Genomic DNA, 13,313 nt, shown 5'->3' with positions numbered 1-13,313 from the left:
GGAACTAAAATGACAACAGAAGAATTATATGACAAACTAAAATTAATTCAAAAAATGAAATGCGAAACGCAGAATTTGGAATTGAAATCAGCGGAGCAAGGATGTCCGAAACGATTATATGATTCTTTGTCAAGCTTTTCTAATCAGGATGATGGTGGCATTATTGTTTTTGGAATTGATGAGAAACAAGATTATAAAGAAGTTGGTGTTTATGATGCTCAGGACATTCAAAAGAAAATTAACGAGCAATGCTTGCAGATGAATCCGGTTGTACGGCCGCTTATTACAGTTGTGGAGAAGGAAAATAAAAAATTTGTTTCTGCTGAAATTCCCGGAATAGATTTGGCAGACAGACCTTGCTATTATCAAGGACGTGGAAGGTTGAAGGGGTCCTATACCCGTATTGGGGATAGTGATGAACCGATGACAGAATACGAAATATATAGTTATGAAGCATATAGAAGAAAATATCAAGACGATATCCGTGAGGTTCCGAGAGTAACATTAATGTCATTGGATCAGGAAGAACTGAATCGTTATGTTGAACTGTTAAAGAGAGGAAAACAAAGATTAGCAACACTTGATAATGAAAGTATTTATGAACTTATGAGCATAAAGCGAGGAGAGAAAGTAACGCTTAGTGCGACTTTGCTTTTTAGTCCATATCCACAGGCATATTTTCCACAATTGTGTATTACGGCAATTGTAATTCCTGGGAGAACAATAGGAAGTCTTGGCGACATGGGGGAAAGATTCTCGGATAATCAGAGAATAGAAGGAACAATTCCGGAAATGTTGGATGAGGCATTATTATTTGTGAAACGCAATATGCGGACAAAGACAATTATAAGTCCGACAACCGGACGAAGAACTGACAGAACAGACTATCCAATAACAGCGGTTAGAGAAGCTATTATAAATGCATTAGTACATCGTGATTATAGTATTCATACAGAAGGAATGCCGATTCAACTTATAATGTTTGAAGACAGGATTGAAATACATAATCCAGGTGGATTATATGGAAGAATCACTATTGACCAATTAGGAAAAATTCAACCGGATACAAGAAATCAGGTACTTGCATCGGCACTTGAAACATTGGGAATAACAGAAAACAGGTATTCGGGAATTCCAACAATCCGGATGGAAATGGAGAAATATAACTTAAGACAGCCAGAATTCTTGGATGAAAGAGGAAGTTTTATTGTAAAACTATATAAAGAATCAAAGAATGATTATGAAGATATGTCAAATGATGAAGAAACAAATAATTTAATAGTATTTTGTAAAACACCGCGTACAAGAAAGGAAATTTGTGATTATCTGGGGTTAAATTCTGTTACTTATGCTATACAGACGTATGTAAATCCATTAGTAGAAGCTGGCGTAATTAAGTTGAGTATTCCAGATAAGCCAAAGAGTCCAAAACAGTTATATTATAGCGTAGAAAGAGAAGAATGAAAGAGGAACAAGGATGAACATACAAATATTCGGAACCAAGAAAAGCTTCGACAGCAAAAAAGCTGAACGATTTTTTAAAGAGCGCGGAATTAAGTACCAGTTCGTAGATATGAAAGAAAAGGGCCTGAGCAAAGGCGAATTCAATTCAGTATGCCAGGCTGTCGGAGGATATGAAAAACTGATTGATCAGGAGTGCAAGGATAAAGATCTGCTTGCGTTGATTACTTATCTTGCAGAGGAAGATAAAGCAGAAAAGATTTTGGAAAATCAAAAGGTGATCAAGACACCGATTGTGCGTAACGGGAAACAGGCAACGGTAGGATATCAGCCGGATATCTGGAAAAACTGGAAGTAAAAGAGTATAAAGAAAGTAAAAAAGGAACTCAAAAATAATAACAAATAAATTTGAGATTAAGGAAAGAATACTGAGTGAGAAGATGATAGATTACAACCGAGAAGATCAATTCCTGCGACAACGCTTGCAGAAAGAAATCCCGATTTTACGGGCATTAATACAAAATCTATATGAAGAACTGGATAGAAAGCTGCATTTGAACGGGGCAAAAGTACCGATAACATTTGGATATGACACGGACACACTGGGATCTTACACCAGACGAAGTGCACATGAAAAAGAGCATTTTCATTTTTCGCTGTTGTTTATCGCATACGGTGTGAAGAATCCGCTGTCCAAAGAGGATCGCATAGATTTATTCAAACACGAATACGCCCATTACATGCAGTACAATATGCAGATTCCCGAAAAGTATAAATGGCAGGCGGGAACGCACGGAAGTGCGTGGAAATACTGCTGTTCTCTAATCGGAGCGGCGCCGACGCCGTATTATAAGGCGGGCGAAGCGCTTATGAATCATGACTACGATAAGGTATTAAAAAATAGGATTCATGATAAGTCCGTGCCGGTCCGGGATACTTATCAGCAACTGAAGACTGCACAGAAGAAAAAAGATGAAGTGGTCCAGTATAAGCTTGGCGATGCGGTGACACATCCGAAATTCGGACATGGAATTGTGGAGAAGATCAATCAGAGATCTGGCGGGGTGCATTTACATATCCGGTTTGATGGGGAAGTGAAGTGTATTGATCAGAAATGGCTGTCGCGGAAGAAGTATATGTGAAAAGATCCAGTAAAAACAAATAAGATTAGAAGCATGTCGATAGATTTTTATATCGATCCGTTGTCTGAATTTTGCGGTCTTCAAGCTGGCTTCCAATGCATTTTCTAACAGGTTAGAAAGAACAAGACAAAAGTCTGTTTCATCGACTGAAATTTGTGCCGGAAGATCAATCTGCACGTGGAAAGGAATTGTGTTACGTTCAGCCATTGAGGATAGCTGAAAAAAATGATGGCGCATATCATGTCGTGCCTGACGTGTCTCTTCGATTGCATTGCAGAGGTTAGTATATCTTTCCTGTTGGATTGAAAGAAGATAGTTTTCTTGTTGAAGCCGTGCATTTCGGTTTAGACTGTTTCTCTCATGCGTTTATTTTAATATAAAACAGATAGACAAACTACGGGGCGGATTTACAATTCGTGCTATTTTTTGACTATTCGTGACAGAGCGATTGAAAACGAGAAGTGTTTTTTTATAATAAAAGCAGTAGATTACAAAGGCTGGAAAAAGGAGGAAAGTATAAATGAAAGGAAGAAAAATACTATTAGCGTTTATTATATCTGCAGTTACACTCACATCGGGATGTGCAAATGGTACACCAAAGACAGAGGAGGCAAAATCAGAGCAGAAGACAACAGAAGAAAATGCAGTTGTTCCAATTAAACCGCTTACGGCAAAAGCAATTGATGATAATCCATATATGGCAAAGAGTGATGCCAATATTCATCATGACTGTTATAATTCAGATACGACAGATGAAGTATTACCGGTTGATATTTATCCGGAGATAAATGTTTCTTATGAAACGGTAAATAAAAATGCATCTCCGGCGGTATTTTTTGATACATATGGACATGCTGTTGTTCCATTGCAAGGAGGACTGGCTATCCGTGATATTAATGCGGATGAAGCACAGACAGAAGGTTATTTTTCACCGGCAAAGCATGATGGCGGAGGATATGTGATACAAAGCTCATATTCATTCGTAGATGAGAGCAATCGCCTGGTATGTCCGACAAGCAACAACCATGTGCTTATGTTGAAAGCAACAGATGATGCGGGAAATGTCCTTCCGGAATTTGAAAAAGTGCTGGATATTGATATTAAAGCAGCGGCAGAAGAAATTACAGGGAAAACATTGGATCAGAACTTATTATCTGTAGTTTTTGACTATGAAGGAAATTTATGGTTTGCTACAGGCGGTTTTCGTATTTATCCGGAACGTAAACAGCAAGGTGCAATGGGATACATTTTAAGGGCAGCAATTGATGCCATCTTAAAGGGAGAACATGTTGATCTGAAAGAATCTACATTTGTATATGAATTGGAGCCTGGCGAAGGTGCAGAGAATGGAATTGCATCGTCAAAGGAAGGTGCAGTTATATTAACGAATCAAAATTGTTATTTATTAAATGCAAAAGATGGTGTACAGGTGCAGTGGTGTACCCCATATGAAAGCGTGGGAGCGAAAGACAGCAAAGAGGGAGATGAAACTACAGGCGGAGGTCTTGCCTGGGGAGGTGGATGTTCACCATCTCTGACAAGCAAATTAGTTATGTTTACAGATAATCAGGATCCGGTAAATCTGTTGGCATTAGATATGAAGACCGGGGAAATAGTGGCAAGCATGCCGGTAATCGATGAGCTTCCGAAAAATATGCAGGTGTCGGTAGAAAATTCAGCAATGGTATATGATAACGGAGAAGGTACAGTCAGCACAATCGTATGTAACTGGTTTGGAGCCGGAAGTGCTAAACTTGCGGACGCAGACAACGATTCTTCTATACAGACCTATGAAAATATTTACGATGTAAACTGGTTGAAGAAGGGAAATAAGATGGTTGTGCCGGGAGTAGAGCGTGTCGATACCATTAAGACAAAGGACGGATACGAAATGAAGAGTATCTGGTGCAGAAACGATATCCGTGATACATCTATGATGAAGCTTTCTACAGCGACAGGTTATATCTATGGTTATGTTCAGGATCTGGAAAGTGGCATGTGGCAATTCATCATGTTAGATTTTGAAACAGGAGAAACAGTATTTACAATGGATGTCTCAGATAAACCGGGATACAACAATATGGCAATCGGCATGTATGCAGGAAATAGTGGAAATACATTATATTGCCCGACAGGATATCTGGAGCTCTTAAGATTGCAGGACAGATTTGTTTATCTGCCGGAGATGCCTTATCGAAAAGTAGATTTAGACAAGGCAAAGAGAAATGTACTAACACAAGAAGAATTTACAGAAGCCGGCGGGAAAGGAAATGTTGCAGGCTGGCTGAATACGATTACAGTAGAAAATGTACATCCAAATACTACTGTGGCAATACGAATGAAAGGAATTGCAGGAAAAGCAGATACATTTACATTATATGCATATGATAAAGAGAATAAATTAAAAGAAGTTCCTGCAGAGTTATGGCATATTCAGGAAGAAGATGGAACATTGCCGGATAAACTTACAGAGGATACATTATATGAAGTGCATGTTATGGTAGAAGATGGAGGAGAATTTGATCTTAGTGATACAGAAAAAGAAATTAAGATAGCAGTTATTCTCGGAAATAAATGATTTGTTTTTAAGAAAATCACCTGAAGAGATTATTTGAGGTGGTAAATTTCGTTGCAACCACGCACCCTATGGGTTAAAAGAGATGCAGGAGCCGCGACGCCTGCCAAATAATCTCTTTCACTTATTAGTTGTATATCACAAGGGGGCTGTGAAAAAAGAATAGTCCCCCAAAAAAGAAAGACCAAGAGTTTATAATGAACTCAAGGTCTTTCTTTCTGTTATAATTAACTTGCAATGAAAATTAATAACATAATCTATTCTAACCCAAAACAGGCAGTTTTGCCAATGCTAATTCAAGATTATTTGGACATCTGTGATCCAGTGCTGACTTTTGATAGATTTATGGGAGAAATCGAACTGGAGAAATATCTGAAAAATATTCCTCAACATGATACAGGAAGACTCAGGTATGACCCGGTCAGCATGCTGAAAACAGTTTTGTTTGGATTTATGGCGAATGGCTATATATCATTGCGTGAACTGGAGGATCAGTGTAAAGTCAATCTCCGTTTCATGTATCTTATGGATCATCAAGCACCTTCTTACCGTACTTTCGGCTACTTCATCAACGAAGTACTTGCTGATTCCATTGAAGAAATATTTCAAGATATAAACAAAAAAATCTTCGAGACAGAGCATGTGGATCTTCAACATCTATACATTGATGAATCCAAGTTTGAAGCAAATGCGAATAAATACTCCTGGGTATGGAAAAAAGCAACCGAAAAATCCAGATACCGTCTCTTTGGTAAGATCACTACACTCTTTGAAGAAATCAATGAGGAACTTTCATGTACAGGTATGAAACTTTGTATCAATAGTGAGTACGCACCAGAGTATCTGAAGGAAGCTGCTGAACAGTATGCAGAAGTCTGGCAGATTAATGAAGCAATGTTTGTTCATGGCAGGGGACATCGTAAAACTACACAACAACATCATTATGAGAAACTCAAAGAGTATGCTGCTAAGTTGGAAGAATACGTGGGAAAAATCAAAATCTGTGGAGAAGATCGCAACAGCTACTCGAAAACAGATCATTCAGCCACTTTTATGCGAATCAAGACAGACTACATGGGAAATGACCAGTTGCTTCCAGCTTATAATGTACAGGTCGGTGTTGCAGATGAATATATTGCTGTTGTTGATGTAAATCAGTATCGCTCAGATATGGATTGTTTTATTCCATTAATGAACAAGTTTTATATAAAAAAACTGTCATTATAGGAGATAGTTTACAAAATGGATTTATTGTTATGATTTGTGATGGAAATAATGATGGTGTTTATTATTACGATGATTCATATTATTTTGATGAGTCTAACGATGAAAATAATGTATATATCATATCAAATAATTTTACAGAATTTCTTGATATAATTGTGAAAAGATAACTTCCAGTTTGCCAACTTGCCCTTTGAGAGAGGAGAAATCCTTTTCTCAAAGGGCTTTTTCTATTTATACGGATATTCGCAAACTACAAGATAAAGCCAAAACTTCATATACTCTAAGCACAAGGAGACCCCGGTTTGGCTATGAATAACAGTTTAGCAGAAGTACACCCGGGGCTTGTTTCGGAGTGGTCGGAAAAGAATTTAACGCTTACGCCTGATGATATTACTTTCGGTTCAAATAAAAAAGTATGGTGGAGAGGTGCTTGCGGTCATGAATGGCAGGCAAGAGTTAAGGCTCGTTCTAATGGAGAAAAATGCCCGATATGTTCCGGTGCGAGAGTGATTGCAGGTATTAACGATTTGACGACATTAGAGCCATTACTGGTAAAACAGTGGTCGAAAAAGAATAAGATAAAACTGACAGAGGTTTCTATTGGTTCTCATAAGAAAGTGATTTGGAGATGTGAGAAAGGACACGAGTGGGAAGCTGCCGTTAAGAGCAGGACAATAAATAAAACAGATGCAGATGTTTTGATCTGCGGCGGAAGCGGAGGAGGTGCTCAAACCGCATTAGTGGCAGCTGGCATTAATCTTTTCGGAGGTGTTTCAGGAGATGTGGATAAAGCGGTAGAAGCTTTTATCAATGAAACACTTGGGTATAATCCGGATGGATTGATTATATTTCTTTCTCTGCTTGTCGAAAGTGATGGATAGAATGTATAATATTGTTAATGATCCAGAGATATTTATTTTTGAAACAGCTTAATCAATTTGGAGGTATAAAATGAAAGCACATAAGTATTGGTCAATCGGAGCGTTAATTACTATGATTGGAACTTTTTATACTGGATATAAAGGATCCAAATCAGGTCATAGGTATTTTGCGTGTAGCACTCTTATATGTATGATCATGTCTATGTATACGGGACATAAAATGATTTCAGGTAATAAAAGAACAAGAAAACAGGTGGAAAATACAAAAGCGGAGGAATAGTAAATGTTAGAGTTAGGAATAAAAGCACCGGATTTTGAATTGCCGGATCAGAACGGAGAAGTGCATAAATTAAGTGATTATTTAGGTAAAAAAATAATTTTATATTTTTATCCAAAGGATAATACACCAGGATGTACGAAGCAGGCATGTGGCTTTTCTGAGCGTTATTCACAGTTTACTGAGAAGGGAGCTGTTATTCTCGGAGTAAGCAAGGACTCTGTAGCGTCTCACAAGAGATTTGAAGAAAAATACGGACTGGCATTTACGCTATTAGCAGATCCGGAGCGTAAAGTTATTGAAGCATATGATGTCTGGAAAGAAAAGAAAAATTATGGAAAAGTATCTATGGGTGTAGTAAGAACTACATATCTTATTGATGAGCAGGGAATCATTATAAAGGCAAATGATAAAGTCAAGGCGGCAGATGATCCTGAAAATATGCTTAAGGAATTGGCATAATGAAGATTATTTTATCACCTGCAAAAAAGATGATTGTAGATACCGATAACTTAGCACCGATTGAACTGCCTGTCTATATTGATAAGACAGCAGAAGTATTAAACTGGATGAAAAGCAAATCAAAAGAAGAACTGAAAGCTATCTGGAAATGTAATGACAAGATTGCAGAGCAGAACTTTAACAGATTGGAAAATATGGATCTTTATAACAGGCTTACTCCGGCTGTTTTAGCATATGAAGGGATTGCATTTCAATATATGGCACCATCTGTGTTTGAAATCCAGCAGTTTGAGTATTTGCAAAATCATTTAAGAATCTTGTCTGCGTTTTATGGCATTTTAAAACCAATGGATGGCGTGACTCCTTATCGTCTTGAAATGCAGGCAAAGGTTGGAATTGGAGATGCAAAAAATCTGTATGAGTACTGGGGAGCATTGTTATACCGCTCAGTAATCGATGACAGTAGGATTATCATTAATCTTGCATCAAAAGAATACTCAAAATGTATAGAAAAGTATCTGACACCACAGGACAGATATATTACGATTGTATTTTGTGAGTTATCCGGAGATAAATTGGTAACAAAAGGTACCTATGCCAAGATGGCTCGTGGTGAAATGGTCAGATTCATAGCGGAAAATAATATTGAAAATCCGGTGGAGATTCAGAAATTTGACAGACTCGGATATTCGTTTAGGTCTGATTTATCTTCAGATTCAGAATATGTATTTGAACGCAAAATAAAATAGTGATTCAGGTAAAAGATGCTCAGTTTGGCAGCTTTTATAATAATGAGAATTATTACTATTTTTATTGACAACAAGATAATAATGGTATACAATCCTTATTAAGAACTAATCCTAATAAGGAGGACTAATGATAAGTAGGAGAAATACAATTCAAAAAGATCTTGTAAGAAATACTGTATACGAAATGAGAAGACATGTTACGGCAAATGAAGTGTATGAATTTATAAAAGAAGCATATCCAGCAATTGGAAAAGGAACTGTATATAGAAATCTTGATATATTGGTAGAGGAAGGTGCATTAAGAAAGGTTGAAGTTCCGGATGGACCGAACCGATTTGATTTTACATTGAAAAATCATTACCATGTAAGATGTATAAAGTGCGGTGAAGTTTTTGATGTGGATATGGATCCAATACCGGATTTGCTGGAAAGAATTCATAACACTCATGGAATTGAATTTGTGGATTATGATATTTCATTTAAAGGCATTTGCCCGAAATGCAGGGAGAAGGTAAAGGAGAAACAGCATGGATAAGCCTAAGCCACAGGAGGTTGGAAAAACAGAGGACAGTCAGACAATATGGCGTTGCAGAATTTGCGGATATGAATATGTAGGCGAGGAATTATCAGATGAATTTATATGTCCTTTGTGCAAGCACCCGGCATCAGATTTTGAAAAAGTAGTAAAGAAAACGGAGGTAAAAGAGATGGCAGCAAACAAATATGCAGGAACACAGACAGAGAAGAATTTACAGGAGGCATTTGCAGGGGAATCACAGGCGAGAAATAAGTATACCTTTTTTGCTTCTGTAGCAAAAAAGGAAGGTTACGAGCAGATGTCAGCATTGTTTTTAAAGACTGCAGATAATGAGAAAGAACATGCAAAGATGTGGTTCAAGGAATTAGCAGGAATTGGTGATACAAAGGAAAACCTGGCGGCAGCGGCAGAAGGCGAAAATTATGAGTGGACAGATATGTATGAAGGCTTTGCTAAAACAGCTGAGGAAGAAGGATTCCCTGAGCTTGCAGCAAAATTCAGGGCAGTAGGTGAGATTGAGAAGCACCATGAGGAAAGATATCGTGCACTTCTTAAGAATATTGAAACTGCACAGGTATTTGAAAAGAGCGAAGTTAAGGTATGGGAATGCCGTAACTGCGGACATATTGTGGTAGGAACTAAGGCGCCTGAAGTATGTCCGGTATGTAATCATCCACAGAGCTATTTTGAAGTTCATGAAGAGAATTATTAAGGAGATGAGATTATTATGAAGAAGAAAGTGATTAATTCAAAAAAAGCAGTAATGATAGGCTGTGGCTTTGTTGGTTCTGCATCGGTATTTGCTCTGATGCAGAGTGGCTTGTTTACAGAGATTGTCCTTATCGATGCAGATAAGAACAAGGCAGAAGGAGAAGCGATGGATATCAGTCATGGTATTCCATTTGCGAGTCCGATGAAAATATATGCCGGAGATTATGATGATGTGGCTGATGCTGCAATTGTTGTCATATCTGCCGGAGCGGGACAGAAACCGGGAGAGACAAGGCTTGATCTCGTAAATAAAAATGTAGCAATATTTAAGTCAATCATTCCTGAAATAGCAAAGAGAAATTTTGCAGGTATCATGCTTGTAGTTGCGAATCCGGTAGATATTCTGACTCAGGTAGCCATAAAGTTATCAGGACTTCCAGAAAACAGGGTTATTGGATCGGGTACTGTGTTAGATAGTGCCAGATTAAGATATAAGCTTGGTGAGCATTTATCTGTGGACAGCAGGAGTGTTCATGCATTTATAGTAGGTGAGCATGGAGACAGCGAAGTTGTAGCATGGTCATCAGCCAATGTATCTGGTGTTCCATTAAGTGAAATGTGTGAAATGCGTGGACATTACAAGCACAAGGAAGACACGGCAGAAATAGCTACAGCAGTCAAGAACAGTGCTTATGAGATTATAAACAAAAAGCACGCTACATATTATGGAATTGCAATGTCTGTAAAAAGAATCTGCGAAGTGATTATGAGAGATGAAAAATCAATACTTCCTGTATCACACATGATTCATGGAGTATATGATATTGACGGAGTATCGTTAAGTATGCCAGCTATTGTAGGTGCAGATGGTATTGAGTCGGATATACCTATTAATTTAAGTGGCGAGGAAGCGTTAAAGCTTAAGGAATCTGCAGATTCATTGAAAAAGATTATGGAGACAATTGAATTATAAATTTTACACAAGGAAGGAGAAAAAGGCATGGAAGTAAGGTACCGTATTTGTAAGCATTGTGGAAACATTGTTGAAAAGGTAAAGGATAAGGGTGTACCTGTAATTTGTTGCGGAGAACCTATGCAGGAATTAAAAGCCGGAGTGACAGATGCTGCTGTTGAGAAGCATGTACCTGTATATACGGTAGAAGGCAGTCATGTTCATGTCGTGGTCGGAGAGACAAAACATCCAATGCTTGAAGAACATTTCATTGAGTGGATTACATTAAATACAAACCAGGGAATATACAGAAAACAGTTAAATCCAGGTCAGGAGCCGGTAGCGGATTTTTGCCTCTGCGATGGTGAACAGGTAGAAGAAGTATATGCATATTGTAACCTGCATGGATTATGGAAATGCTAAAAGCATTTATACATATTAAGGCTACAGAACAACACAAATATAACAATAATATAGGCTGTGTATTAATATATTTACAAGGAGGAACAACGAATGAAATACGCATGTGATGTTTGCGGATGGGAATACGATGAGGAGAAGGGCTATCCAGAAGGTGGTATTGCACCTGGTACAAAGTGGGAGGATATTCCAGAAGATTTTGAATGTCCGTTATGCTCTGTAGGAAAAGACCAGTTCTCAGAAGTATAAATGTATTATGATAGGATTATACCAATGAAAGAAGAACTAAGTATAGATATCATCGGACTTGCAGGAGCCTGTTCTTATGCTTTGGACTGTATAGAAGCAGAGTTGGTAAATATCAAAAACAAACATGGAAAAAGAGTGGCTTATATAAGTATATGCATGGCTGAATATTGGAAAATTTAAGGTGATGAATTACAAGATTTAGCCATGTGTGCTTTACTGCATGATAATGCTTTGACACAATATATTTCGGAAGAACTGAAAAAGGATTCCGTCATTAATTGTAAAAAAGATTTATCCGAGAAAAAAACAAATCTTCATTGTATTTATGGTGAAAAAATATTACTAAAATTCCATTGTTTGCAAGGATTATTCATCTTGCAGATACCATTGATATTATAGGAAATAACACGGGATCTGGAAATAACAGTTGGAATTTTATATGTCAGTACCTTTTAAAAAATAGGGATGGATTATTCGATTCAGAGCAGGAAATATCCGGGCGAACAATGCGTGATGTGAGAAGCCGGATGAAGAATGAGTTGGAGTACCAAGTAAATGAAAAGCAGGAGAATAGTATTCGATTAAAAGAATGATGGGTGGCATAGTCATTGAAGCAAATACAGATTTTTATAGATATTCTATCTGCCACTTGCCGTCTGCCGGTGCATGAATTTTTCAAGTATCAGGAGTAAGTAAAAGTAGATCGACAGATAATATAGAAAAGCGTATTATAATAATAAGAGGTGGGATTTCCCACACAAATGCTTGCGTTGGAGGTGTTGGTAATGGAAGTAATGAAAGATTATGTTGCCCATCTGGATAACAAAAAAAGAATTACGCTCAGAGGAGCTGCTTATCAGTATTACAATGTAAAAGAATACGGAAATGGATGCATTATTCTGGAACCTCGGGAACTGGCAGTGCCAGAGAGCGTTTCAGCCAGAACTCTGGCAGATATGGATCGTGCAGTAAGTAACTTTAAGAGAGGCGATGTTTCCCCGGCTATTGACCTGTCAGATTTTTAAAAGGAATAAGAGATGTTTAATATACGAATGGGAATTCCTGAAATGCAGGAACTTTGGTTAGATCTGCAGGAGAAATATCGTTCCGGTAATATAAAAAAGAAGGAAGAACAGTTGTATAAAAAATGGGGAAAGGCTTTAAAGCTGTTGTCGGCTGATCCGGGTTATCCGAGTCTTCAAACCCATGAAATAGAGCCATTATCCAGACGTTATGGAATGTTTCACTTTCGGATTTGTAGAATAAAACTGAATATGGAATTTAACACGAGCAGTTAGTCTATGAAAAATAGGTTAGTTGCTTTTTTCATGCAAAACGGGAGGTGCCGTGTATGGGATACGCACGTAAAGATGTAGAGAAAACAAAGAAACTAGCAAAAAAATTTGTACGCTATCAAAAAGGAGCAGAGCTTTATAGCATTGGACTGACGAAATTCCAGGAGTTGGTGAAAGAGGCTAAAGTAGTGTATAAGATTGAAAAGGTTGCTCTTGTCAACTGTGAGATATTTGAAAAATATCTGGAGACATTTCGGATTGCGTAGGGAACAGAAAAAAATTGTGGAAGGACGAAAAATAGGGACTGGAAAAAGTATTGAACAGACCTGAATAATATGTAGTCCTTCCTTTATTTGAAAGAGGATTTTTATGGC

The 13,313-nt window shown here is 37.7% G+C and carries 18 protein-coding genes and 2 pseudogenes; 19 read left to right on the top strand and 1 reads right to left on the bottom strand.

Annotated elements, in window-relative coordinates; translation table 11 throughout:
- Positions 1-9 precede the first annotated feature (9 nt).
- The 3 genes from C7E02_RS15285 to C7E02_RS15275 all read left to right on the top strand — a co-directional run bounded on the left by C7E02_RS15285 (position 10) and on the right by C7E02_RS15275 (position 2,603).
- Complete coding sequence (locus C7E02_RS15285; RefSeq protein WP_105310039.1) at positions 10-1,464, top strand: ATP-binding protein; 1,455 nt, start codon at positions 10-12, stop codon at positions 1,462-1,464.
- Between the two features lie 13 nt (positions 1,465-1,477).
- On the top strand, positions 1,478-1,819 hold the full coding sequence (locus tag C7E02_RS15280) for an arsenate reductase family protein (RefSeq protein WP_055182302.1): 342 nt from the start codon (positions 1,478-1,480) through the stop codon (positions 1,817-1,819).
- 82 nt (positions 1,820-1,901) lie between these two features.
- A complete protein-coding gene (locus C7E02_RS15275; RefSeq protein WP_105310038.1) occupies positions 1,902-2,603 on the top strand; it encodes a hypothetical protein in 702 nt (233 codons plus the stop codon).
- Here the strand turns inward: C7E02_RS15275 and C7E02_RS20565 are convergent.
- The gene (locus C7E02_RS20565) at positions 2,532-2,810 is read right to left on the bottom strand and encodes a GHKL domain-containing protein (protein ID WP_242978910.1); all 279 of its coding nucleotides are present in this window, start codon (positions 2,808-2,810) and stop codon (positions 2,532-2,534) included. The two genes, C7E02_RS15275 and C7E02_RS20565, sit on opposite strands and share 72 nt — an antisense overlap.
- A 313-nt stretch (positions 2,811-3,123) precedes the next feature.
- Here C7E02_RS20565 and C7E02_RS15265 point away from each other — a divergent pair, with 313 nt between their 5' ends.
- The 16 genes and pseudogenes from C7E02_RS15265 (at position 3,124) to C7E02_RS15190 (ending at position 13,205) form a co-directional block, all read left to right on the top strand.
- Positions 3,124-5,181, top strand: a complete 2,058-nt coding sequence (locus tag C7E02_RS15265; protein WP_105310036.1) for a hypothetical protein — start codon at positions 3,124-3,126, stop codon at positions 5,179-5,181.
- A 234-nt stretch (positions 5,182-5,415) separates the two neighbouring features.
- Positions 5,416-6,381, top strand: a pseudogene (locus C7E02_RS15260) (transposase); the annotation flags it as partial.
- 332 nt (positions 6,382-6,713) lie between these two features.
- On the top strand, positions 6,714-7,286 hold the full coding sequence (locus tag C7E02_RS20715; protein WP_105310035.1) for a zinc-ribbon domain-containing protein: 573 nt from the start codon (positions 6,714-6,716) through the stop codon (positions 7,284-7,286).
- A 70-nt stretch (positions 7,287-7,356) separates the two neighbouring features.
- Positions 7,357-7,566 carry a DUF6219 family protein gene (locus C7E02_RS15250; protein ID WP_021737557.1) on the top strand — a complete coding sequence of 70 codons (210 nt, stop codon included), beginning with the start codon at positions 7,357-7,359 and terminating at the stop codon, positions 7,564-7,566.
- Positions 7,567-7,569: 3 nt separating this feature from the next.
- Complete coding sequence (gene bcp / locus C7E02_RS15245) at positions 7,570-8,025, top strand: thioredoxin-dependent thiol peroxidase (RefSeq protein WP_105310034.1); 456 nt, start codon at positions 7,570-7,572, stop codon at positions 8,023-8,025.
- Positions 8,025-8,774: a peroxide stress protein YaaA gene (yaaA, locus tag C7E02_RS15240; protein WP_105310033.1), complete on the top strand. Its 750-nt coding sequence runs from the start codon at positions 8,025-8,027 to the stop codon at positions 8,772-8,774. Before bcp ends, yaaA begins: the two co-directional genes overlap by 1 nt.
- A gap of 127 nt (positions 8,775-8,901) precedes the next feature.
- The gene (locus C7E02_RS15235; protein WP_105310032.1) at positions 8,902-9,309 is read left to right on the top strand and encodes a Fur family transcriptional regulator; all 408 of its coding nucleotides are present in this window, start codon (positions 8,902-8,904) and stop codon (positions 9,307-9,309) included.
- A pseudogene (locus C7E02_RS20550) lies at positions 9,302-9,439 on the top strand (rubredoxin-like domain-containing protein); the annotation flags it as partial. The gene C7E02_RS15235 and the pseudogene C7E02_RS20550, both read left to right, overlap by 8 nt.
- 42 nt (positions 9,440-9,481) lie before the next feature.
- Positions 9,482-10,024: a rubrerythrin gene (rbr, locus tag C7E02_RS15230; RefSeq protein WP_055156848.1), complete on the top strand. Its 543-nt coding sequence runs from the start codon at positions 9,482-9,484 to the stop codon at positions 10,022-10,024.
- A gap of 15 nt (positions 10,025-10,039) precedes the next feature.
- Positions 10,040-10,996: an L-lactate dehydrogenase gene (locus C7E02_RS15225; protein ID WP_105310031.1), complete on the top strand. Its 957-nt coding sequence runs from the start codon at positions 10,040-10,042 to the stop codon at positions 10,994-10,996.
- A 27-nt stretch (positions 10,997-11,023) separates the two neighbouring features.
- Positions 11,024-11,398, top strand: coding sequence for a desulfoferrodoxin family protein (locus tag C7E02_RS15220; RefSeq protein ID WP_105310030.1), 375 nt, complete (start codon positions 11,024-11,026; stop codon positions 11,396-11,398).
- Between the two features lie 90 nt (positions 11,399-11,488).
- On the top strand, positions 11,489-11,644 hold the full coding sequence (locus tag C7E02_RS15215; RefSeq protein ID WP_105310029.1) for a rubredoxin: 156 nt from the start codon (positions 11,489-11,491) through the stop codon (positions 11,642-11,644).
- A 24-nt stretch (positions 11,645-11,668) separates the two neighbouring features.
- Entirely contained in the window at positions 11,669-11,824 is a 156-nt protein-coding gene (locus C7E02_RS20710; protein ID WP_227086063.1) for a hypothetical protein, read from the top strand.
- A 605-nt stretch (positions 11,825-12,429) separates the two neighbouring features.
- Positions 12,430-12,669 carry a hypothetical protein gene (locus tag C7E02_RS15200; protein WP_029732248.1) on the top strand — a complete coding sequence of 80 codons (240 nt, stop codon included), beginning with the start codon at positions 12,430-12,432 and terminating at the stop codon, positions 12,667-12,669.
- Positions 12,670-12,681: 12 nt separating this feature from the next.
- Positions 12,682-12,942, top strand: coding sequence for a hypothetical protein (locus C7E02_RS15195; protein ID WP_242978907.1), 261 nt, complete (start codon positions 12,682-12,684; stop codon positions 12,940-12,942).
- 53 nt (positions 12,943-12,995) lie between these two features.
- On the top strand, positions 12,996-13,205 hold the full coding sequence (locus tag C7E02_RS15190; protein WP_105310027.1) for a DUF6462 family protein: 210 nt from the start codon (positions 12,996-12,998) through the stop codon (positions 13,203-13,205).
- Positions 13,206-13,313 lie beyond the last annotated feature (108 nt).

It is taken from the genome of Dorea sp. Marseille-P4042 (assembly GCF_900290215.1).
Classification (GTDB): domain Bacteria; phylum Bacillota; class Clostridia; order Lachnospirales; family Lachnospiraceae; genus Dorea; species Dorea formicigenerans.
The sequence above is the reverse complement of the archived record's forward strand: the minus strand, read 5'-3'. Positions and strand labels throughout refer to the sequence as shown.